This is a genomic window from Actinoplanes sp. NPDC051346, assembly GCF_040682215.1.
GTDB lineage: Bacteria > Actinomycetota > Actinomycetes > Mycobacteriales > Micromonosporaceae > Actinoplanes.
Genome location: NZ_JBFBAJ010000008.1, coordinates 326,967 through 347,773, shown reverse-complemented (window position 1 = coordinate 347,773; position 20,807 = coordinate 326,967). Strand labels below are relative to the sequence as shown.

The following is a 20,807-nucleotide window of genomic DNA, read 5'->3' as shown; positions in this document are numbered from 1 at the left end:
CCCATCCATGGTCAACCCGTGCTCTACGTCGTGGCCTGTGGAGGTCGGCCCGCCGCCGATCTGCCCACCTTTGTGACCCAGGTGCAGGTTGACGGATGGCACGTGTGTGTCGTCGCCACGCCCTCTGCCGTGAAGTTCATCGATGTCGAGGCGCTGGCGGCCCTCACCGGTCACCCGGTCCGCTACGACTACAAGCAGCCGGATGAGCCGGATGTGCTGCCGCCTCCCGATGCCTATGTGATCGCTCCGGCAACGTTCAACACCATCAACAAGATGGCGTCGGGAGCGAGCGACACGCTCGCGCTCGGCATGCTGAACGAGGCAGTCGGCCTGCCGCTGCCCATCATCGCGGTTCCTACGCCGAATGCGGCGCTCGCCCGGCACCCGGCTTTCCTCGCCAGTGTGAAGGCGCTCAGATCGTGGGGCGTCGAGCTGCTCTTCGACCCGGACCGCTATCCACTCCCGACGCCGAACATGGGATCGCCGGCTGCTGCGCTCTTTCCGTGGGATGACCTGGCATCCGCCGTCAGCAAGCTCCGCAGAGAACTCTGATGACGGGCGTGGTGACGCGGCAGCGGCGTGAGGAGTGTCTGTCCGTCGTGCGGCAGGTCGAACGGTGGGCCGCTGCGCACGATGACGTCCGTGGCGTGGTGGTCGTCGGCTCATGGGCCCTGGACAAGGCTCGGATGGATTCCGATGTCGACATTGTCGTGCTCACCGACACCGCCGCCCACGCCGACCCCGAGGTGTGGTCGCGGCTGCTCGGCGGGCGGCTCCTTCGCGAGCAGCAGTGGGGGCCACTGCGGGAAGTTCGGCTGCAACAGCCCTCGGGCTTCGAGGTCGAGATCGGGATCGCGCCGTTGAGCTGGGCGGATACCGACCCCGTCGACGCCGGGACGGCGCGGGTGATCACAGCTGGGCACCGGGTCGTCTATGACCCTGACGGGAGACTCGCTGCCCTGTCCGCCGCGTGTCGGTGAGCGGGCGTCGGGCGGCCGACTATTCCGGGGGGTGCCAGTCCGCGGCGAGGCCGTTGGCGTGGCCCAGCATCCGGGGCCGCAGCGAACCCAGGGCCGCGTCGCGGGCCCGGAGGGCCAGGCGGCCGCGCGCCTGCACGACCGCGGACATGCGCCGGCTCTGCCGCACCACCGCCGTCGTGCGGGGGCGGCGGGCTCGGTCGTACGCCTCGACGGCCTGGCCCAGTTCCGGACCCGGCTGCGCGGTCGCGACCAGGGACCGCAGCGTCGCCGCGTCCTCGAAGGCGAGGCAGGCCCCCTGGCCCAGGTGGTGGGGCATCGCGTGGGCGGCGTCGCCGAGCAGGACCACACCGCCGGAGCCGCAGCGGAAGCCGTACGCCCGGGGCAGTGGCCGCAGCTCGCGGACCTCCTGCGGGATCAGGTCCTCGGGGCGGGTGGCGGCGAGCAGCCGCCCGATCGGATCGTGCCAGGGGGCGAACCATCGGCGCAGCAGCGTCAGTTGGGTCGCGGGTGACTCCGGGCGGGGCGCGCCCGCGGCGGTCGCCACCCAGTAGATGCCACCGCGGCCGGCCGCACGCTCACCGAGCGGCATCGACACGAAGCGGTAGCCCGCGCCGAGGGTTTCGCCGCCGGCTTGATGGTCCGGTGGCAGGGTGGGGGCGCGAAAGCCGGGCACGACCGCCTGCCAGGCGGCGAAGCCGGAGCCCACGACGACGGCCTCGGGGGCCACCGTTTGGCGGATCGGGCTGTCGATGCCGTCGGCCGCGACGATCAGGTCGGCCTCGAACAGCGTCTTGCCGTCGCCGACCGCCGGCCGGGACCCGTGGCGGGCCCTGACCCGGGTGACCTGCATTCCGGTGCGGATGTCGACCCGGTCGCCGAGCCCGGCCATCAGGGCGTCGTAGAGGTCCTCGAGGTGCACTGCCGCGGGGGCCAGGCCCGCGCCCGGGCGGTTGCGCGGTGCGCACAGCCACTGGCCGTCGGGGCGGCGGACGCCGCCGTCGGGCAGCGGCGCGGCGATGGCGGGCCAGCCGCCGTCCGGGTCGAGCGACTCCAGGGCTCGGCGGCCGTTGGGCCAGAGCACCAGCGCGGTCGGCGGCGCGGCCACCCGTTCGCCGCGTTCGAGGAGGGTGACCTGCCAACCGTCGCGGGCGAGGGCGCCGGCGGCGGCGAGGCCCGCCATGCCCGCCCCCACCACGACGGCGGTGCGCATGTCGCCGGCCCGGTCCCTAACGCTCGTCGGCGGAGGTGGAGGCGGCCGGGCGGGCGTCGTCGTCGCCGTCCGGGGTCGGCTGCTCCGCGGCGAGGCCGTTCGGGGGCAGCACGCCCGTACGTTCGTACGCCCGGAACCGTTCCTCGCTGACCACCTGGTAGGCCGTCGGTGCCGTGGCGACCCGCTCGGTGGCGCCGACGTCGATCTGGTCCACGTCGCTGTCCGGCCCGCTCACCGGCTCGGTCTCGGGCGCGTCGATCGGCACCACGTACTCTCGGGGGCCCTTGACCAGCACGAAGTACGCCAGCGCCGCCACGAACACCACGATGGAGGTGAAGACGTTGAGGCGGATGCCGAAGAACGTGGTGGCGTCGTCGATGCGCAGCATCTCGATCCAGCAGCGGCCCACCGTGTACGCCATCACGTACAGCGCGAACGCGCGGCCGCGGCCGAACTTGAACCGGCGGTCGAGGAGCAGGACGAGCACCGCCACGCCGACGTCCCAGACCGCCTCGTAGAGGAAGGTGGGGTGGTAGAGGTCGGACAGGGTCACCGGCTTGCCGTCGATGACCGTGGCATGGCCGGGGTTGGAGCGGTCCATGTCGTGCACGCGCAGGCCCCACGGCAGGGTCGTGACGCTGCCGTACAGCTCGTTGTTGAACCAGTTGCCGAGGCGGCCGACCGCCTGCGCCAGCGGCAGGCCGGGCGCGAGCGCGTCCGCGAAGACCACGAACGGGATGCCCAGCTGGCGGGCGGCGAACCAGGCGCCGAGCGCGCCACCGGCGATCGCGCCCCAGATGCCCAGGCCGCCCTCCCAGATCTGGAAGATCCGGATGGGATGGCCGCCGTCGCCGAAATACTCGTCCGGCGAGGTGATCACGTGGTAGATCCGCGCGCCGACGATGCCGAACGGCACCGCCCACACGGCCATGTCGAGCGAGGCCCAGGGCGCCACGCCGCGGCGGCGTAGCCGGTGCTCCATCACCAGGACGGCGACGACGATGCCGGCGACGATGCACAGCGCGTACGCCCGGATGGGAAGGCCGGCGACGTGCCATACCGACGTCGCGGGGCTGGGGATAGCGGCGAGGGTCACGGGCGCACCCTACCGCCGATTCCTGCGCGCGTTGTCAGGAGGGCTTGCTCTGCCGTACGCCGGCGGCCAGCTCGGCGCTGAGCGCGCGCAGCCGCTGGTGTCCCGTCGCCAGGTCGGGGGCGTCGAGCACGCAGCGGATGAGCGCGCTTCCGACGATCACGCCGTCGGCGAACGCGGCCACCTCGGCCGCCTGCGCGCCGGTGCCGACGCCCAGGCCGACGCCGACCGGCATGTCCGGGTCGACCGCACGGACGCGGGCGACGAGCTCCGGCGCCTGCGACGACACGGAGGTGCGGGCGCCGGTGACACCCATCAGCGCGGTGGCGTAGACGAAGCCCCGGCAGTTCGCGACGGTCATCGCGAGGCGCTTGTCGGTCGAGGACGGCGAGACGAGGAACGTACGGTCGATCTCGTGCCGGTCGGCGGCGGCGATCCACTCCGCGGCCTCGTCCGGGATGAGGTCGGGCGTGATCATGCCGGTCGCGCCGGCGGCGGCGAGGTCGCGGGCGAACGCGTCCACGCCGTACTTCTCGACGGGGTTCCAGTAGGTCATCAGCACGACGGCGGCGCCGGTGTTCGCGACCGCCTCGATGATCCGCAGCGTGTCCCGGGTGCGTACGCCGCCGGCCAGGGCGATGTCGGAGGCCTTCTGGATCACCGGGCCGTCCATCACCGGGTCGCTGTACGGCATTTCGACCTCGATGACGTCGCACCCGGCCTCGGCCATGGCGACCATCGACGCGATGCTGTCGTCGACGGTCGGGAAGCCGGCCGGCATGCAGCCGACCAGCAACGACCGTCCCTCGACCCGGGCCTTACCGAACAGGTCCGCGATGCTCACGCCACCACTCCGCTTCGCTCCGTGGCGCCGCGAGGCACGAATGCGCTGAGCTTGATGATGACTCCGCTGCGCTGCGTCATTCTTGCTCCCCGGGTACGAGAACTTCACGCTCGTCGAGGATGCCGAAGTAGGCGCCCGCGGTGTGCACGTCCTTGTCGCCTCGACCGGACAGGTTGACCACGATGGTGGGGGTGCGACCCAGCTCCTCGGTGAGCCGCGGCACGATGCGGGCGGCCCCGGCGAGGGCGTGCGCGCTCTCGATCGCCGGGATGATGCCCTCGGTGCGGCAGAGCAGCTGGAAGGCGGCCATCGCCTCGTCGTCGGTGACCGGCTCGTAGACCGCCCGGCCGGTGTCGTGCAGCCAGGCGTGCTCGGGCCCGACGCCCGGATAGTCCAGGCCCGCCGAGATGGAGTGCGACTCGATCGTCTGGCCGTCGTCGTCCTGCAGCACGAACGTGCGGGACCCGTGCAGGACCCCGGTCGAGCCGCCGGTGATCGACGCGGCGTGCCGGCCGGTCTCGACGCCGTCCCCGCCGGCCTCGAAGCCGTAGAGCCGGACGCCCTCGTCGCCGACGAAGGCGTGGAAGATGCCGATCGCGTTGGAGCCGCCGCCGATGCAGGCGGCGACCGCGTCGGGCAGCCGCCCCAGCCGCGTCAGGCACTGCTCGCGGGCCTCCGTGCCGATGCCGCCGACGAAGTCGCGGACGATCTCCGGGAACGGGTGCGGGCCGGCGGCCGTGCCGAGCAGGTAGTGGGTGTTGTCGACGCTCGACACCCAGTCCCGCAGCGCCTCGTTGAGGGCGTCCTTGAGGGTGCGCGAGCCGTTGGTCACCGGCACCACGGTCGCACCGAGCATCCGCATCCGCGCCACGTTGAGCGCCTGCCGCTCGGTGTCGACCTGGCCCATGTAGACGACGCACTCGAGGTCGAGCAGCGCGGCCGCGGTGGCGCTGGCGACGCCGTGCTGCCCGGCACCGGTCTCGGCGATGACCCGCGGCTTGCCCATCCGCTTGGCGAGCAGGGCCTGGCCCAGCACGTTGCGCACCTTGTGGGCGCCGGTGTGGTTGAGGTCCTCGCGCTTGAGCAGGATCTCCGCGCCCAGTTCCGCGGAGAGCCGTTCGGCGCGGTAGAGCAGCGACGGCGTGCCGGCGTAGTCGCGCAGCAGGCCGGTGAACCGCTCCTGGAAGGCCGGGTCGTTCTTGGCCTCCCGGTACGCCGCGTCGAGCTCGTCGAGCGCCCGCACGAGTGCCTCGGGGACGAAACGCCCGCCGAACCGGCCGAAGTGACCGGCGACGTCGGGCAGGGCCGGAGCACTCATCGGACGGGCCGGGGCGTCGCGGGGTGGTTACCCGCGTTGACGAGTTCGGCCACCGCGTCGCGGGGGCTCTTCTTCGTCACCAGCCCCTCGCCGACCAGGACCGCGTCGGCGCCGGCCGACGCGTACCGAATGAGGTCGTGCGGGCCGCGCACCCCCGACTCGGCGATCTTGACGACGTTGTTGGGCAGGCCCGGCGCGATCCGTTCGAAGACGGACCGGTCGACCTCCAGCGTCCGCAGGTCGCGGGCGTTCACCCCGATGACCTGAGCGCCGGCGTCCAGTGCCCGGTCGGCCTCTTCCTCGTTGTGCACCTCGACGAGCGCCGTCATGCCCAGCGACTCGATCCGCTCCAGCAGGCCGACCAGGACGTTCTGCTCGAGCGCCGCCACGATCAGCAGGACCAGGTCGGCGCCGTGGGCGCGGGCCTCGTGCACCTGGTAACTGGAGACGACGAAGTCCTTGCGCAGCACCGGCACATCGACCGCCGCCCGCACCGCGGCGAGGTCGTCGAGGGAGCCGCCGAACCAGCGGCCCTCGGTGAGCACGCTGATGCAGCGGGCGCCGCCCGCCGCGTACTCGCCCGCGAGTTCCGCCGGGTCGGGGATGTCGGCCAGGGCGCCCTTCGACGGCGAAGATCGCTTGACCTCAGCGATCACCGCCACCCCGGGCTTCCGCAGGGCCGCGTACGCGTCGATCGCCGGCGGAGCCGCCGCCGCGAGCTCGCGTACCCGCTCGAGCGAGACCTCTTCCTGGCGTGCCGCGACGTCCTCGCGCACTCCCGTCAGAATCTCTTCCAGCACGTTCTGCGATCCCGCACCACGCTGATCGGATGTCACCTAATGACTCCCCTCTCCGGGTGTCCTCGGCCCGATGCTAGGTGGCCGCCGACGTGTCCAGCCGCCCGGGGTATGGCGAGCCTCACGAGGTGGGCTGCGGCATAATGCGCTGCCGGGCGGAGCTTGTCTCCTCCGTCACATCCTCCCCCTTCGCATCTCGCGCCTAGCTGGGACCCCCTGGATGATCGGCTGATCGCACTCTGCGTTGATGCGGGTGTCACCAGTCGGAAACACGACTCCGGCAGCATGGGAATCGGGCAGACTGGTCCGCGGCGTCCCGTCCGGCGGACCGCGCGCGAGCACAGTGGAGGTGACCATGACCAGCGACGAGATCGGCTTCACCGCCGTCTCCCGCACCCTCGTCTCGTATGCCGCCGGGTTGATCGCGGGCGTGGAGCGCAAGCTCGTCGGTGAGGAGAACGTGCGCACCGCCCAGGGCAACGCCTGGGCCGCGATGTGCGCCGACCGCGCCCGGGCCCAGGCCCGCGCGGACACGGACGCGATGGTGGCCACCCTCGCGGCCCATCCCCGCCGCCGCAACGCCGGTCAGGGCGCGTCTTCGCGCGGCGGCTCCCGCGCCACCCTGGTCTCGGCCCGCTGAGTCCGCGAGCGCCGGCTCAGGACGCGGTGGGATCGTCCCCGCGATCGAGCGCATCCCACGCCGCCCTGGTATCGACCTTCCGATCGACGTCGGCCCGCTGATCGACGTCGGCCCGCTGATCGACGTCGGCCCGCTGATCGACGTCGGCCCGCTGATCGACGTCGGCCCGCTGATCGGTGCCGACCCCGGGTTCGGCGACCCGCTGATTCTCGCCGTCCGCCGGCGGCGTGGCCGCCGCCGGACGGCGCTCGTAGCGTGCGCCCATGGCCGGCCACCGATGGCCATGCCGCAGCGCCAGCCCGCCGGCGGCGACCACCAGCAGGCCACCGACGGCGCAGACGATCGGCCACAGCGTGGCGCCCGCCCCGGCCGAGCCGGCGTCGACCCCGGCCCGGCCCACGATCGCCCCGGCCGCCATCGCGGCACCGGCGAGCGCCAGCAGCGCGCCCAGGCCGCGCCGGGCCGCGCCCCGGGTGGCCAGGAGCGCGCCGCCCCCGGCCAGGGCGACGAGCGCCAGGCCGACCACCCAGGGCGCGAGATCGGCGCCGGTGCGGGTGGCCGTCAGGTCGGGCAGCCCCGGCCGGGTGGTCACCTCGACCGACCAGGTGCGGGTGATCCCGTACAGGGCCAGGCCGGCGCCCGCGGCGCAGCACAGGACCGTGACGCCGAGACCGCGGCCGGAGCCGGTCACCGGGCGGCGCGAAGGGTCTCGGCGGCGGCGATCGCGGCGAGCACGGCGGCCGCCTTGTTGCGGGTCTCCTGCTCCTCGGCGGCCGGATCGGAATCGGCCACGATGCCGGCACCCGCGCCGACGTAGGCCGTGCCGCCACGCATCAGCGCCGTACGGATCGCGATGGCCATGTCCATGTCGCCGGCGAAGCCGAAGTAGCCGACCGTGCCGCCGTACAGGCCGCGTCGGGTCGGCTCCAGGCTCTCGATGATCTCCATCGCCCGGACCTTCGGCGCACCGGACAGCGTGCCGGCCGGAAACGTCGCCGCGAGCGCGTCGAAGGCCGTCTGGTCGTCGCGCAGCTCGCCGACGACCGTGGAGACGATGTGCATGACGTGGCTGTACCGCTCGATGCGCGCGAAGTCGGGCACCTCGACAGTGCCCGCCCGGCAGACCCGCCCCAGGTCATTGCGGCCGAGGTCGACGAGCATCACGTGCTCGGCGCGCTCCTTCGGGTCGGCGAGCAGCTCGGCGGCCAGGGCGTTGTCCCGCTCCGGGGTCGCGCCGCGCCACCGGGTGCCGGCGATGGGGTGCAGCAGGGCCCGGCGTACGCCACCCTCGTCGGCGCTGACCTTGAGGTGCGCCTCCGGCGACGAGCCAACGATGTCGAAATCGTCGAACCGCAGCAGATACATGTACGGGCTCGGGTTGGTCGCCCGCAGCACCCGGTAGACGTCCAGCGGATCGGCGTCGGTGGCCCGCTCGAAGCGCTGGGCGACGACGATCTGGAAGCACTCGCCGGCCCGGATCGCCTCCTTGGCCGCGTCGACCGCCTTGCGGTAGTCGCCCGGCGCGGTGCGGCTGACGACCTCGTGGGGCACCCGCTCCACCGTGGAGATCATCGGCGGCGTGGGCCGGGACAACGCGGTGGTCATCGCGTCGAGCCGCCCCACCGCCTGGTGGTACGCGGCGCGCGCGGTGGCCTCGTCGGCTCCGGCGGGCAGCACCGCGTTGGCGACCAGGATGGCCGAGCCGTCGAAGTGGTCGAGCACGACGAGGTCGGTCGCCAGCATCATGCCGAGCTCGGGCAGGGGCAGGTCGTCCGCGGCGGTGGCGGGCAGGCGCTCGAACCGGCGGATCAGGTCGTAGCTCAGGAATCCGACCATGCCACCGGTCAGCGGGGGCAGACCGTCGCCGACCGGCTCGCCGTCGGGAGCGGTGAGGGCCGCGACCGTCTCGCGCAGCGCCACCACCGGGTCACCGCCCGTCGGTACGCCCGCCGGAGGGTTGCCCAGCCAGACCGCCTCGCCATCGCGCTCGACCAGCGTGGCGGCGCTGCGTACCCCGACGAAGGAGTAGCGCGACCAGGCCGCGGACCCGGCGCCCTGCTCGGCGGACTCGAGCAGGAAGGTGCCCGGGCCGCCGGCGAGCTTGCGGTAGACGCCGATCGGGGTCTCCCCGTCGGCCAGCAGCCGCCGGGTCACCGGCACCACCCGCCGCTGCGCCGCCTCGGCGACGAAGCCGGCCTCGTCGGGCGTCACGGCACCGCTGGTCATGAGTTCTCCTCCGTGGTCGTGAGTTCATTCGCGGGGCCGGCGACGGGCAGCTCATCGCTGAAGCACGTACGCGTCCCCGTGTGGCAGGCGGCCCCGACCTGGTCCACCGTGACCAGCAGGGCGTCTCCGTCGCAGTCGAGGGCGACCGAACGGACGTACTGGTGATGCCCCGACGTCGCGCCCTTCACCCAGTACTCCCGGCGGCTGCGCGACCAGTAGGTGGCCCGCCCCGAGGTGAGGGTGCGGTGCAGCGCCTCGTCGTCCATCCATGCCAGCATCAGCACGTCGCCGGTGGCGTGCTCCCGCACGACGGCGGCGACCAGGCCGTCCGGGTCGCGGCGCAGGCGGTCGGCGATGGCCGGGTCGAGGGCGGACGGCCGGGCGGGCTGGTTATCGAAGTTTGTGACAGGCACAGTGCCAGATTGTCCCGTACGGGGGCCGCGCGCCGAGACTGCCCCTCGGGCCCCCTAACCCACGATCCGGTCACCAACCCGCACAGGGGGTGTGACGGCGCAGCCGGGGACGGTACCGTCGTCGTGCGCCGTGCCTGCCCTGGGTCCGGCGCGCCCGCGTCCCGCCCGGCTCGCCCGGACGGGTCGCGCCGCCACCCGCGACGGGAGTCTCGACGATGGAACCGACGGCCAACCCCGAGGACGGCCGGCAGTCCCGTGACCTCGCTCGCTTCTGGCCGGCGGAGGGGACGCCGACGCCGGAGCGCGACGCCTCGGTCAACGGACACGCCCGGCCGAGCACCACCGAGCCAAGCCTCAGCGACACCGAGTCGGGGCCCGGCGCCGACGGACCGCCACTCACCAAGCCGGGGCCGCGGCCGAGCGGCATCAGCAACGGACCGCGCTGGAACGATCAGGGAGGCTTCCACCCCGTGGAGACGAACGGGCACCGCAATGGACAGACCGGACCGCGCCACGGTGGCCGGGCGCAGGCCAACGGCACGCCGCTGACGAACGGGCAGTCGCCGGTGATCAACGGCTCGCTGCCGATGTCACGCTCGCCGTTCGCGCCCCCGCCGGAGACCCCGCCGCTGTACGCACCGTCGCCGTTCGCGGCTGCGAGCAACCCCCTGCTGCCGGACCCGCCGCCCGACCCGTTCGCCTCCGCGCGGCCGGACTCCCCGGCCGACGAGCCGGACGGCCACGCTCCCGCCCGACTGCCGGTGAGCGGGCCGCCGGCGACCGGATCGGCTTCGGTCCCGCCGCCGTCGAGCAACCCGGCCGACACCGCCGGCACCCGTCCCGCGAGCGAGTCCCGGCGCGGCGCCGCCGACACCGGCCCGGACGCGCCCGCGCCCGATCCGGACAGGCACGAGAGCAGGCACGACGCCTGGGCGCTGCCGTCACACCACGAGAGCCCGCTGGGTGCCGCCGACGGGATCGCGGCGTCTCTCGACCCGTTCCCCGACGCGTTCACCCCGCAGCAGAAGTCCGCGGACGGCCCGGAGCGGTGGATCCGCCCCGAGGCGAGCGCGGGCACCAGCCAGTTCCGCACCGACCCGCTGCCGCCGAGTCCGGTGCGTCCGGAGTCGGTGCGTCCGGAGCCGGTGCGCGGTGAGCAGCCGGAGGGCGGACGGCGCGCCCGTGACGAGGCAGCGCGCGACACCACCCGCTACGGGATCACGCCAGACGCTCCCCGCGCCAAGACCGAGCCGGAGACCCGCACCGCCGGACGGGACGAGTCCGCCGGGGCCCGGCCGGCGAGCCGGCGGGCCGCCGGGGAGGTTCCGGCCGGGCGCCGGGCCGCCGACGACGCCGGTCCGCTGCGCCCCGGCGACCTGCACCACAGCCCCATCGCGTTCTGGGACGAGACCGCCAGCGAGCGGTTCCGGGGTGAGTGGCACGAGGTCAAGGCGCAGTTCGTCGACGACCCGGTGACCGCGCTGACCCGGGCGCACGACCTGCTCACCGAGGCGGTGCGGGAGCTGACCGAGTCGATGCTGACCCAGCGGGACGAACTCGACCCGCTGCGGGACGCGGCCATCACAGACACCGAGAGCATGCGGATGGCGATGCGCGGCTACCGCGAGTTCCTCGACCGCATTCTGGCCCTCTAAGCACCCGGAACCGGCATCCCCTGAACCGACCGCAGGCCGCGGTCCCGCTTCGCGCGGGATCGCGGCCTTTGTCATGCCGGTGTGCCACCTTGCCGCCGTGTCATTGCCCCGCCCGCAGAATTCACCTACCGTTGAACTCAACACTTGATGAGTTCTTCGGAGGCAACCATGACCAGCGCCATCGAGGTCCGGGACCTCGTGGTCGAGCGCGGCAGACGGCGGGTCCTGCACGGGATCTCCTGCACCGTGCCGGCCGGGAGCGTCACCGGCCTGCTGGGTCCCAGCGGCAGCGGCAAGACGACGCTCATCCGGGCGATCGTCGGCGTGCAGATCGTCCGCTCGGGCACCGTCACCGTGTTGGGTCAGCCGGCGGGTGCGGCGGCCCTGCGCCACACCGTCGGCTACGTCACGCAGGCGCCCAGCGTCTACGCCGATTTGTCCGTACGGGAAAACGCCCGGTACTTCGCCTCGCTCCACGGCCTGTCCGCGGCCGACGCCGAGCAAGCCATCGCGGACGTCGGCCTGAGCAGCGCCTCCGGCCAACTCGTCGGCAATCTCTCCGGCGGGCAGCGCAGCCGCGCCTCGCTGGCCTGCGCGATGATCGGCAAGCCGCGCCTGCTGGTGCTGGACGAGCCGACCGTCGGGCAGGACCCGGTGCTGCGCGCCGACCTGTGGGGGAAATTCCACACGCTCGCCGCCGAGGGCACGACGCTGCTCGTGTCGAGTCATGTCATGGACGAGGCCGGGCGCTGCGACCGGCTGCTACTCATCCGCGAGGGGCAGCTGATCGGCGACGACTCGCCTGCGGCCATCCGCGCGACGGCCGGCACCGAGGATCTCGAGGAGGCGTTCCTCCGCCTGATCCGCGACCGCGAGGGAGTCGAGGCGCGATGAGCCTGAGGATCACCTTCAGCACGGCGGCGCGGATCCTGCGCCAGTTGCGCCACGACCGGCGTACGGTCGCACTCCTGATCGTCGTCCCGGCGGCACTGCTGACCCTGCTGTTCTACATGTACGAGAACGCCGGTCCCACCTTCGACCGGATCGCGCTGGTGATGCTCGGCATCTTCCCCTTCGTGATCATGTTCCTGGTGACCAGCATCGCGATGCTGCGCGAGCGCACCACCGGCACCCTGGAACGGCTGCTGACCACCCCGCTCGGCAAGCTCGACCTGCTCTTCGGCTACGGCCTCGCGTTCGGCCTGGCCGCCGCGGTGCAGGCGGCGGTGGCGGTCGGCGCGGCGTACTGGCTGCTCGGGCTCGACACCGTCGGCAGCGCCGGGCTCGTCGTGCTCATCGCCGTGGTCAACGCGGTGCTCGGGGTGGCCCTGGGGCTGTTCTGCAGCGCCTTCGCTCGCACCGAGTTCCAGGCCGTACAGTTCCTACCGGTGGTGGTCGTGCCGCAGCTGCTGCTCTGCGGGCTGTTCGTGCCGCGGGGGCAGATGGCGGGCTGGCTGCAGGCGGTCAGCGACGCGTTCCCCCTGTCCTACGCGGTGGACGCCCTGGCGCAGGTCGGCATGCACGCCGATCCGACCACGACCATGTGGCGCGACCTCGCGATCGTGACCGGGGCGGCGATCGTGGCCCTGGTGCTGGCGGCCGCGACCCTGCGCCGACGCACCGGCTGAGACGAACGGGAGAGATCTTCTTTGGTACGGCGCAGCGGGCGGCGTCCGGGCAACCAGGACACCAAGCAGTCCATCCTGGAGGCCGCTCGCACGATCTTCGCCGAGCGCGGCTTCGACAAGGCCTCGATCCGGGCGATCGCCGGCGGGGCCGGGGTCGATCCGGCACTGGTGCATCACTACTTCGGCACCAAGGAGAAGCTCTTCCTGGCGAGCATGAACTCGCCGGTGAACCCCGCCGAGCTGATCCCCAAGGCCCTCGCCGGGCCCCGGGAGGAGGCCGGTGCGCGCCTGGTCCGCATGGTGCTGAGCGTCTGGGACTCCCCCGCCGGTGCGGCGGCGGTGGCGCTGATGCGTTCGGCGATGAGCAACGAGTGGACCGCCCGGCTGATGCGCGAGTTCGTGGTCACGCAGGTGCTGCGCCGGGCGATGGTCGAGCTGGACATCGACGCGGCGGAGGCACCGACCCGCGCCGCCCTGGTCGCCACGCAGATGGCCGGGCTGGCCGTGGTCCGTTACGTCCTCAAGGTGGAGCCGGTCGCGTCGGCCGACCCCGAGCGGCTGGTGGCGGCGATCGGCCCGAACGTGCAGCGCTACCTGACCGACGATCTCGCCGGAGTCTTCTAGGCCGCCTCGTTCTGGTGCGAGCACCGGGTGCACAGCACCGGGTGCAGCAGGTGGGCGAGGTCGTGGCGGTCGGCCACGGGGCGGGGGAACGACAGGCGGGCCAGGCGGGAGCCGAGGCGCACCAGGAAGCCGTAGCGGTCCATGCGCACGATGCGCGGCTCGTCGCCGGGGTGCAGGGCCGGGCCGAGCCGCCGGCGCAGGTAGCCGTCGATCTCCTCGACGTGGTGGTCGGCGAGATCGGTGACGAGGTCGAACTCGACGGCGCGCAGCGGGTCCGGGCCCGCCTCGGCGAACTCGTCCGGGTCGATCTCCACCAGGGTGCCCTTGCGCTCGTAGCGCACCTCGGCGACGTCCATCCGGTGGATGACCTGGGTGGTGCCGACGTCGAGCAGGTCGGAGGCGGGGTCGCAGTCGGCGTAGTCGAGCGCGGCCTGGCGCGCTTCCTCGCCGGTCAGCAGGGTGGCCCAGCCCGAGACCCACACCCGGCCGTGTGACGGGGAGCCGGCGACCGGCGGCACATCGGAGATGTCCAGGACCAGGGCGGTGTCGTGGGTGCCGGGTGCGGGGCTGAGCGCGGCGGCGAGCGCGCCGTCGCTCGGCGAGAGCAGCAGCACTCGGCCCTGGGCGTCGGTCACGTGACGCACCGGCAGCGGGCCCGGTCGGCAGGCGATGTGCGCGGTGGCGGGCAGGTGACCGGCCGCGAGCGTCCTTGCGACCTCGGCATGGGTGGGCTGCATGTCGGGAACCTCCGGGCCTCGGTTAGGCTGACCTTAGTAAGGTGAGGCTTACCGTAGCACCTCGTCGGAGAAGGAAAAGATCGCCCGTGAACAACTCCCGACCCAAGGCCCGGCTGTCGCGGGCCCTCGGCATCCCGCTGACGCGCAAGTGCGTGAAATATTTCGAGCGGCGCCCGTTCCCGCCCGGCGTGCACGGCCGGGGCCGGCGCAAGCAGTCCGACTACCAGGTACGACTCCTGGAGAAGCAGCGGCTGCGGCACCAGTACAACATCAGCGAGGCGCAGATGCGCCGGGCGTACGACGACGCGCACCGCAAGGAGGGCAAGACCGGCGAGAACATGGTCGCCCTGCTGGAGAGCCGCCTCGACGCCACCGTGCAGCGCGCCGGCCTGGCCCGCACCATCTACCAGGCCCGTCAGCTCGTCGCACACGGCCACTTCCTGGTGGACGGCAAGAAGGTCGACCGCCCGTCCTACCGGCTCAAGCCCGGCCAGGTGGTCGAGGTCCGCGAGAGCAGCCGGCAGAAGCCGCCCTTCCAGGTCGCGGCCGCCGGCGCCCACCTCGACGGCCCGACCGCGCCGTACCTGTCGACGGTGATCGAGGAGCTGCGCACCACGGTGATCCGCAAGCCGGAGCGCTCCGAGGTGCCGGTGGTCTGCGACGAGCAGCTCGTCGTCGAGTTCTACGCCCGCTGAGCACCGACCGAAGGCCCCGGCACCCCTCGGCGTGCCGGGGCCTCAGTGCTTCTCCTCTCTCTTGACCGGTACAGAAAAGACATCTACTGTACCGGTACAGACGCTTGAGGAGGCTGTCATGGAATCGCCCGCCGCGTACCTCCGCGCAGTTCAGGAGGTGACCCGCGAGATGAACAGCGCCCGTCCGGACGCGCCGGTCGTCCCCCACCGGCAACGCCTACGCCGCACCTCCCTTCTGCGCCTGACGGTGTCCCGCGCGCTGTACCGTGCGTCCGTCGCGGTCGCCCCTGCCGGGCATCACCCCGCCTGAGAACCGCCTCTGCAGGTCGCCGATCTCCTCCCCCACCGTCCGGTGGGAGGCAATCGGCGGCACCGGCGCTACCGTGTGGGCTGCGGAAGGGAACGGTGATCAGTGCCCAGGGTGACGTTGCAGACCATCGCCGACCGGGTCGGTGTGAGCCGGATGACGGTGTCGAACGCGTTCTCCCGCCCTGATCAGCTCTCTCCCGCCCTGCGTGACCGGATCCTCGCCGCCGCACAGGACCTCGGCTACGTCGGACCCGACCCCACCGCCCGGGCGCTCGCCAAGGGCACCACCGGCGCGGTCGGGATCCTGCTCACCGATTCCCTGCGCTACGCCTTCACCGACCCGGTGGCCGGCGGCTTTCTCGGCGCGATCGCCGAGGAACTGGCACCGACCGGCCTGGCCATCACCCTGCTCACCTCATCCGCATCGGCCGATCTCGTTCCGGCCCGGGACGTGGCGATCGACGGGGCGTTGGTCTATTCCTGTGATCCCACCTCATCGGCCGTGTCCTGGCTGCGCCGGCGCGGGCTGCCGATCGTCTACGTCGACCAGGATCCCGCCGACGACGTGCCGACCGTCAACATCGCCGATCGGGACGGCGCCCGAGCCGCGGCCCAGCACCTCCTCGACCTCGGCCACCGCCGGATCGCGATCGTGATGAAAGGGCACCACGGGCAGCACGGCTTCGTCACCGACCCGGACGACATCGTCGAGGGACACGCCTCCCGCCAACGCCGGCTCGGCTGGTTCGACGTTCTGCGACCCGCGGGGATCAAGCCGGTCGTCCTCTGTCACCCTTTCGACCAGACCGATCACGTACGCCGGGACGCACGCACCTTGTTGAGCCGCTCCGAGAGGCCGACCGCCGTCCTGTGTTTCTCCGACGCCACCGCGGTCGGTGTGTTGCTGGCCGCCGACGACCTGGGCCTACGGGTGCCGCACGAGCTGTCCGTGGTGGGCTTCGACGACGGCCCCCTGGCGACCCGGCTCACACCGGCCCTGACCACCGTGCGTCAGGACGTCGAGGAGAAGGGGCGGGTCGCGGCGGCAGCGCTGACTGAGGCGATCCGCCGATCCCGGACCGGCGGGACCGGGCCGGTGTCGCACGTCCGACTCCCGGCGACGCTGGTGATCCGCGACAGCACCGGACCGGCCCCGGCCTGACCACCGTCGACAACCGCCGTCGATCGCCAGCCCGGGTCCGGGCTCGCCGAGCACTGCGTGACCGGCGGGTGTGCTCGGAAGCCTCAGTGCGTCTGCTCGAGCCAGCTGGCGTACAGCTTGGCGTAGATCGACTCCGGGTCGCGAAGCAGTTCGGCATGGGGTCCGCGCTGGACGACCCGGCCGGCGTCGACGACGATCACCTCGTCGGCGGACTCGGCCGTGGACAGGCGGTGCGCGATCGCCACGGTCGTGCGCCCACGGGTGACCGCGTCCAGGGCGTGCTGCAACCGCACCTCGGTGGCCGGGTCGACGGCGCTGGTGGCCTCGTCGAGCACCAGCAGGTCGGGGTCGGCGACGTACGCCCGGACCAGCGCGACGAGCTGCCGCTCCCCCACGCTCAGCGCCTCGCCGCGCTCGCCGACCGGGGTGTCGAAGCCGCCCGGCAGCCCGGCCAGCCAGTCCGCGAGGCCCAGCTCCTCGAACGCCGCCGTCAGCTCGGCGTCGGTGAGCGTCGGCCGGGCGAAGCGGATGTTCTCCGCCACGGTCGCGTCGAAGAGGAAGCCGTCCTGCGGGACCATCACCACCCGCGACCGAAGAGAGTCGAAACGTACGGCGGCCAGCGGCGTCCCGCCCAGCAGCACCTCGCCGCCGGCCGGGTCCATGAGCCGGGTGAGCAGCTTCGCGAAGGTCGTCTTGCCGCTGCCGGTCTCGCCGACCACCGCCACCCTGGTCCGCGCCGGGATCTCCAGGTCCACCCCGGAGAGGACGACCGGGCCGCCGGGGTAGCGGTACGAGACGTCCCGGAACCGCACGGACAGCGGCCCCGGCGGCAGCGCCACGCCGTCGGTGCCCGGGTCGGCCACGTCCGGCTCGACGTCGAGCACGTCCAGCACCCGGCGCCAGCCGGCCACCGCGTTCTGCGCCTCATTGAGCACCTCGGTGGCGATCTGCACCGGCTGGATGAACAGCGTCACCAGGAACAGGAAGGCGGTGAGCTTGCCGATGCTGAGGCCGCCGTCGACCCCGAGCAGCACGCCGACCACCACGGTGGCCGCCAGCGCGACACCGGCCGCGACCTCACCGGTGGAAAAGCTGATCACGCTGGTACGCAGGGCCCGCTGCTGAGCGACCCGCAGGTCCTCGACGGCCCCGTCGAGGCGCTTGCCGGTGCGCCCGGCGACACCGTACGCCCGGATCACCGTGGCCCCGACGACGCTCTCGGCGACCGTGCCCAGCATGACCCCGGTGTGTTCGCGCACGATCCGGTAGGCGCCGGCGAGCCGCCGCTGGAACAGCCGGATCACGATGACGGCCGGCACGAACGCGGCGAACACCACGAGCGTGAGCTGCCACGAGTAGACGAACATCACCACGGTGGTGACCACGACCTGGCCGATGGTCATCAGCAGCATCACGCCGCCGGTCTGCAGGAACTGGGTAATCTGGTCGACGTCGCCGGTGACCCGGGAGACCAGCGAGCCGCGCCGCTCGGACTGCTGGTGCAGCATCGACAGATCGTGGATGTGGCGGAACGTCCGGGTGCGCAGGGCGGCCAGGGCGGTCTCGCTGACCGTGAACAGCCGGCGCGTCATCGCGTACGCGCAGGCGGTCGAGACCGCGAGGACCGCCAGGGTGAGCAGGACGACCAGGCCGACCACGCCCAGGTCGGGGCCGCCCGGCGCGCGGATGCCGCGGTCGATGCCCTGCTGGACGGCGATCGGCACGGCGACCCGGCCGGCCATGGACACGAACGCCAGCGCGAGCGTTCCGGCGAGCCCGGGCCGCAGCTCGGGCGAGAGCGCGATGCCGCGCCGCACGGTGGCGAGCATCCCCTGCTCGGCGACAGCCGCTGTCATGGTTGCACCGCCTCGGTGGCGTGGGCCTTCTCGTACGCGGTGACCAGCGCGCGGTAGCCCGGCTCGGTGTCCATCAGCCGCACGTGGGTGCCGGTGGCGACCACCTTGCCGTCCTCCAGGTAGACCACCTCGTCGGCGAGCGCGATCGTGGCCCGCCGGTAGGCGACCACGAGGATCGAGGCGCCGGCGTCGTTGCCGCGCAGCGACGCCAGGATCGCCGCCTCGACCCGGGGGTCGACGGCGCTGGTCGCGTCGTCCAGCACGAGCAGGCGCGGCCGCCCGGCCAGGGCTCGGGCCAGCGTGAGCCGCTGCCGCTGGCCGCCGGAGAGCGAGGTGCCGCGCTCGCCGACCGCGGTGTCCAGGCTCTCCGGCAGGCTCGCGACGAAGCCGTCGGCCTCTGCCAACCGCAGCGCCGACCAGGCCGCGGCCTCGTCGACGCCCTCGCGGTCCAGGGTCACGTTGCCGCGCACGGTGTCGTCGAAGATGAACGGGACCTGCGGCACGAGCGCGGTCGCCGACGCCAGGGCCGGCTCGCTGAGGTCGGGAAGGGGCGCGTCGTCCAGCCGGACCGTGCCGCTGTCCGGGTCGACCAGGCGTACGGCCAGCGACGCGATCGTGGACTTGCCGGAGCCGGTCGCGCCGACCAGGGCCACCGTCTTGCCGGCCGGCACGGTGAAGGAGACGTCGTGCAGGACCTCGGCGCCCTCGCCGTACGCGAAGTGGACCTGGTCGAAGGTGAGCGCCGCCGGGCTGTGACCCGCCGGCTCGACCGGCCCGTACGCGAGGTCGCCGTCGGCCGCGAGCACGGCCTGGACCCGCTCCCAGCCGGCGACGCTGCGCGGCAGCTCGGCGACGACCCAGCCGATCGCGCGCACCGGGAACGCCAGAACGGTGAACAGGAAGGCGACGCTGACCAGTTCGGCGACGGTGAGCGCGCCGGTCTGCAGCCGCCAGGCGCCGAGCAGCAGCACGGCCAGGGTGCCCACGCTGGGCAGGCTGTCCATCAGCGGGTCGAAGAGGCCGCGCAGCCGGCCGACCGAGACGAGCGCGTCGCGCAACTCGGTGACGTGCTCGCGGAAGCGCCGCGCCTCGTCGGCCTCGCGGCCCATGGTCTTGACCACCAGGGCGCCGTCGAAGCTCTCGTGCGCGACCGCGCTCACCGCCGCCCGCAGTCGCTGGGCACGGATCTGCCGGGGCGACATGCGGCGGGAGTAGACCAGGTTGAGGCCGAACAGCGTGGGGAAGAGAGCGGCGCCGACCAGGGCGAGCACCCAGTCGGTGAGGAACAGCGAGACCATCGCGGCGAAGATCATGACGATCGTCCCGACCGCGAACGGCAGCGGGGCGATCGGCACGAACGCGGCCTCCACGTCCGAGTTCGCGTTCGACAGCAGGGTGCCGGTGGCGTGCCGCTGGTGCCACGCGGGCGGCAGGGAGAGGTAGCGGCGGGTGACCGCCCGGCGGTATCGCGCCTGCAACCGGAACTGCATGAAGCCCGCGCCGAGCCGACGGCCGAAGATCGCGGCCACGCGCAGGACGGAGATGCCGATGAACACCGCCGCGATCAGCGCCAGCGTGGCCGTGCCGGCGCGGCGCTCGGTGAAGGCGGGCACGACCACGTGGCCGATGACGGCGCCCACCACGAACGCGTTGGCGATGACGAGCAGCCCGAAGAGGCTGCTGCCCGCGGTGCCGATGGCGAACAGGCGGGGCTCGGTGCGGATCGCGCGGCCGAGGACGCGAAGGCCGCGGCCGAGCACGTCGCGGCTGGCCTTCGTGGTCAAGATCCCCCGCTTCTGGTAAGTGCCCGTTGGCCTGTTTCGGCCTTACCTATCCATCCTGCCGAACCGGCCGCCCATTGCCACGGGATTTACATTGTGTCCGCTGTTACACCCGCGCGCAGCCCCGGTCATCGCCGCCGGGCGAACCGGCCCGCGACTGCCTACGATCGCCCCCATGAGTGACTATGCGCGCACTGAACGGACGTTGCTCGCCGGCCTGCTGCTCGAGGTGGGCCCGGACGCGCCGACCATGTGCGCCGGCTGGACCACCCGCGACCTCGCCGCCCACCTCGTCGTCCGCGAGCGCCGCCCGGACGCGATGCTCGGCGTGCTGGTCCCACCGCTGGCCGGGCACACCGAGCACGTCCGGCGGGCCACGGCCGCCCGGCAATACGCCGACGTGGTCCACGAGGTGCGCAATCCACCCTGGTGGAGCCCCGTCAGCAATCCCCTGACCGACGAGCTCGCCAACACCGTCGAGTTCTTCATCCACCACGAGGACGTACGCCGGGCCCGGCCGGACTGGGAGCCACGGCAGCTCACGCACGGCCAGCAGGCCGCGCTCTGGCGCGCGGCGAGGTTCACCGGGCGGCTCACCCTGCGCCGGTGGCGCCGGCCGGTACGCGTCCAGGCGCCGGGCTTCGGCGAATTCCAGGTCGGCGACGGCGCGCCGGCCGCCGGCCTCACCGGCACCCCGGGCGAGCTCGTGCTCTTCCTCGCCGGCCGGCAGCGGGTCGCCCGGGTCGAGGTGACCGGCGACGACAGCATCCGCACCGCGCGGCTGAGCATGTGAGATTGGCCCCTCTCATCGGCCCGGAATTGGTCCGGACTCGGGGCCA

22 protein-coding genes are annotated in these 20,807 nt (G+C 73.0%); 11 read left to right on the top strand and 11 right to left on the bottom strand.

Annotated features, from left to right (window positions below; genetic code table 11):
- Positions 1-18: 18 nt before the first annotated feature.
- Positions 19-552, top strand: coding sequence for a flavoprotein (locus AB0M36_RS22055; RefSeq protein ID WP_364160290.1), 534 nt, complete (start codon positions 19-21; stop codon positions 550-552).
- On the top strand, positions 552-980 hold the full coding sequence (locus AB0M36_RS22050) for a nucleotidyltransferase domain-containing protein (RefSeq protein ID WP_364160288.1): 429 nt from the start codon (positions 552-554) through the stop codon (positions 978-980). The genes AB0M36_RS22055 and AB0M36_RS22050 overlap by 1 nt, the downstream gene beginning before the upstream one ends.
- A 19-nt stretch (positions 981-999) precedes the next feature.
- Here the strand turns inward: AB0M36_RS22050 and AB0M36_RS22045 are convergent, their stop codons facing one another.
- The 5 genes from AB0M36_RS22045 to trpC all read right to left on the bottom strand — a co-directional run bounded on the left by AB0M36_RS22045 (position 1,000) and on the right by trpC (position 6,245).
- Positions 1,000-2,190 (bottom strand): NAD(P)/FAD-dependent oxidoreductase, encoded by a 1,191-nt coding sequence (locus AB0M36_RS22045; protein WP_364160286.1) that lies wholly within the window; start codon positions 2,188-2,190, stop codon positions 1,000-1,002.
- 16 nt (positions 2,191-2,206) lie between these two features.
- Positions 2,207-3,286, bottom strand: a complete 1,080-nt coding sequence (gene lgt / locus AB0M36_RS22040; RefSeq protein ID WP_364160284.1) for a prolipoprotein diacylglyceryl transferase — start codon at positions 3,284-3,286, stop codon at positions 2,207-2,209.
- 34 nt (positions 3,287-3,320) lie between these two features.
- Positions 3,321-4,127, bottom strand: a complete 807-nt coding sequence (gene trpA / locus AB0M36_RS22035) for a tryptophan synthase subunit alpha (protein ID WP_364160282.1) — start codon at positions 4,125-4,127, stop codon at positions 3,321-3,323.
- Between the two features lie 76 nt (positions 4,128-4,203).
- Positions 4,204-5,445, bottom strand: coding sequence for a tryptophan synthase subunit beta (gene trpB / locus AB0M36_RS22030; protein ID WP_364160280.1), 1,242 nt, complete (start codon positions 5,443-5,445; stop codon positions 4,204-4,206).
- Positions 5,442-6,245 carry an indole-3-glycerol phosphate synthase TrpC gene (gene trpC / locus AB0M36_RS22025; RefSeq protein ID WP_364160425.1) on the bottom strand — a complete coding sequence of 268 codons (804 nt, stop codon included), beginning with the start codon at positions 6,243-6,245 and terminating at the stop codon, positions 5,442-5,444. The genes trpB and trpC overlap by 4 nt, the downstream gene beginning before the upstream one ends.
- Before the next feature lie 352 nt (positions 6,246-6,597).
- Between trpC and AB0M36_RS22020 the strand changes: the two genes are divergently transcribed.
- Positions 6,598-6,882, top strand: a complete 285-nt coding sequence (locus AB0M36_RS22020) for a hypothetical protein (protein WP_364160278.1) — start codon at positions 6,598-6,600, stop codon at positions 6,880-6,882.
- Between the two features lie 16 nt (positions 6,883-6,898).
- Here AB0M36_RS22020 and AB0M36_RS22015 read toward each other — a convergent pair whose 3' ends face one another.
- Genes AB0M36_RS22015 through hisI form a run of 3 tightly spaced genes read right to left on the bottom strand, consistent with a single transcriptional unit; the run spans position 6,899 to position 9,521 of the window.
- Positions 6,899-7,573, bottom strand: a complete 675-nt coding sequence (locus AB0M36_RS22015; RefSeq protein WP_364160276.1) for a Trp biosynthesis-associated membrane protein — start codon at positions 7,571-7,573, stop codon at positions 6,899-6,901.
- Complete coding sequence (locus AB0M36_RS22010; RefSeq protein WP_364160274.1) at positions 7,570-9,108, bottom strand: anthranilate synthase component I; 1,539 nt, start codon at positions 9,106-9,108, stop codon at positions 7,570-7,572. Before AB0M36_RS22010 ends, AB0M36_RS22015 begins: the two co-directional genes overlap by 4 nt.
- The gene (hisI, locus tag AB0M36_RS22005; protein ID WP_364160272.1) at positions 9,105-9,521 is read right to left on the bottom strand and encodes a phosphoribosyl-AMP cyclohydrolase; all 417 of its coding nucleotides are present in this window, start codon (positions 9,519-9,521) and stop codon (positions 9,105-9,107) included. Before hisI ends, AB0M36_RS22010 begins: the two co-directional genes overlap by 4 nt.
- Positions 9,522-9,736: 215 nt before the next feature.
- Between hisI and AB0M36_RS22000 the strand changes: the two genes are divergently transcribed.
- The 4 genes from AB0M36_RS22000 (at position 9,737) to AB0M36_RS21985 (ending at position 13,428) form a co-directional block, all read left to right on the top strand.
- Complete coding sequence (locus AB0M36_RS22000; RefSeq protein ID WP_364160270.1) at positions 9,737-11,176, top strand: hypothetical protein; 1,440 nt, start codon at positions 9,737-9,739, stop codon at positions 11,174-11,176.
- Positions 11,177-11,344: 168 nt separating this feature from the next.
- Complete coding sequence (locus AB0M36_RS21995; RefSeq protein ID WP_364160268.1) at positions 11,345-12,070, top strand: ABC transporter ATP-binding protein; 726 nt, start codon at positions 11,345-11,347, stop codon at positions 12,068-12,070.
- A complete protein-coding gene (locus tag AB0M36_RS21990; protein WP_364160266.1) occupies positions 12,067-12,804 on the top strand; it encodes an ABC transporter permease in 738 nt (245 codons plus the stop codon). The genes AB0M36_RS21995 and AB0M36_RS21990 overlap by 4 nt, the downstream gene beginning before the upstream one ends.
- 21 nt (positions 12,805-12,825) lie before the next feature.
- Complete coding sequence (locus tag AB0M36_RS21985) at positions 12,826-13,428, top strand: TetR family transcriptional regulator (RefSeq protein ID WP_364160264.1); 603 nt, start codon at positions 12,826-12,828, stop codon at positions 13,426-13,428.
- On the opposite strand, the gene AB0M36_RS21980 is transcribed toward AB0M36_RS21985, so the two are convergent.
- Positions 13,425-14,165, bottom strand: coding sequence for a DUF2470 domain-containing protein (locus AB0M36_RS21980; RefSeq protein WP_364160262.1), 741 nt, complete (start codon positions 14,163-14,165; stop codon positions 13,425-13,427). The two genes, AB0M36_RS21985 and AB0M36_RS21980, sit on opposite strands and share 4 nt — an antisense overlap.
- Positions 14,166-14,251: 86 nt before the next feature.
- Between AB0M36_RS21980 and rpsD the strand changes: the two genes are divergently transcribed.
- The 3 genes from rpsD to AB0M36_RS21965 all read left to right on the top strand — a co-directional run bounded on the left by rpsD (position 14,252) and on the right by AB0M36_RS21965 (position 16,331).
- Positions 14,252-14,860, top strand: coding sequence for a 30S ribosomal protein S4 (gene rpsD / locus AB0M36_RS21975; RefSeq protein ID WP_364160260.1), 609 nt, complete (start codon positions 14,252-14,254; stop codon positions 14,858-14,860).
- Between the two features lie 118 nt (positions 14,861-14,978).
- Entirely contained in the window at positions 14,979-15,170 is a 192-nt protein-coding gene (locus AB0M36_RS21970; RefSeq protein ID WP_364160258.1) for a hypothetical protein, read from the top strand.
- A 111-nt stretch (positions 15,171-15,281) separates the two neighbouring features.
- The gene (locus AB0M36_RS21965; protein WP_364160256.1) at positions 15,282-16,331 is read left to right on the top strand and encodes a LacI family DNA-binding transcriptional regulator; all 1,050 of its coding nucleotides are present in this window, start codon (positions 15,282-15,284) and stop codon (positions 16,329-16,331) included.
- 83 nt (positions 16,332-16,414) lie between these two features.
- Here the strand turns inward: AB0M36_RS21965 and AB0M36_RS21960 are convergent, their stop codons facing one another.
- Together AB0M36_RS21960 and AB0M36_RS21955 are read right to left on the bottom strand one after the other, a co-directional pair.
- Positions 16,415-18,187, bottom strand: coding sequence for an ABC transporter ATP-binding protein (locus tag AB0M36_RS21960; RefSeq protein WP_364160254.1), 1,773 nt, complete (start codon positions 18,185-18,187; stop codon positions 16,415-16,417).
- On the bottom strand, positions 18,184-19,971 hold the full coding sequence (locus tag AB0M36_RS21955) for an ABC transporter ATP-binding protein (protein ID WP_364160252.1): 1,788 nt from the start codon (positions 19,969-19,971) through the stop codon (positions 18,184-18,186). The genes AB0M36_RS21960 and AB0M36_RS21955 overlap by 4 nt, the downstream gene beginning before the upstream one ends.
- A 172-nt stretch (positions 19,972-20,143) precedes the next feature.
- Here AB0M36_RS21955 and AB0M36_RS21950 point away from each other — a divergent pair, with 172 nt between their 5' ends.
- Positions 20,144-20,761, top strand: a complete 618-nt coding sequence (locus AB0M36_RS21950) for a TIGR03085 family metal-binding protein (RefSeq protein WP_364160250.1) — start codon at positions 20,144-20,146, stop codon at positions 20,759-20,761.
- Positions 20,762-20,807: the final 46 nt, after the last annotated feature.

Bases quoted from the DNA above. Each gene is read 5' to 3' on its own strand.
- AB0M36_RS22050 (WP_364160288.1), top strand. From the start codon at position 552: ATGACGGGCGTGGTGACGCGGCAGCGGCGTGAGGAGTGTCTGTCCGTC.
- AB0M36_RS22045 (WP_364160286.1), bottom strand. From the start codon at position 2,190: ATGCGCACCGCCGTCGTGGTGGGGGCGGGCATGGCGGGCCTCGCCGCC.
- trpB (WP_364160280.1), bottom strand. From the start codon at position 5,445: ATGAGTGCTCCGGCCCTGCCCGACGTCGCCGGTCACTTCGGCCGGTTC.
- AB0M36_RS22020 (WP_364160278.1), top strand. From the start codon at position 6,598: ATGACCAGCGACGAGATCGGCTTCACCGCCGTCTCCCGCACCCTCGTC.
- AB0M36_RS22010 (WP_364160274.1), bottom strand. From the start codon at position 9,108: ATGACCAGCGGTGCCGTGACGCCCGACGAGGCCGGCTTCGTCGCCGAG.
- AB0M36_RS22000 (WP_364160270.1), top strand. From the start codon at position 9,737: ATGGAACCGACGGCCAACCCCGAGGACGGCCGGCAGTCCCGTGACCTC.
- AB0M36_RS21995 (WP_364160268.1), top strand. From the start codon at position 11,345: ATGACCAGCGCCATCGAGGTCCGGGACCTCGTGGTCGAGCGCGGCAGA.
- AB0M36_RS21990 (WP_364160266.1), top strand. From the start codon at position 12,067: ATGAGCCTGAGGATCACCTTCAGCACGGCGGCGCGGATCCTGCGCCAG.
- AB0M36_RS21980 (WP_364160262.1), bottom strand. From the start codon at position 14,165: ATGCAGCCCACCCATGCCGAGGTCGCAAGGACGCTCGCGGCCGGTCAC.
- AB0M36_RS21970 (WP_364160258.1), top strand. From the start codon at position 14,979: ATGGAATCGCCCGCCGCGTACCTCCGCGCAGTTCAGGAGGTGACCCGC.
- AB0M36_RS21960 (WP_364160254.1), bottom strand. From the start codon at position 18,187: ATGACAGCGGCTGTCGCCGAGCAGGGGATGCTCGCCACCGTGCGGCGC.
- AB0M36_RS21950 (WP_364160250.1), top strand. From the start codon at position 20,144: ATGAGTGACTATGCGCGCACTGAACGGACGTTGCTCGCCGGCCTGCTG.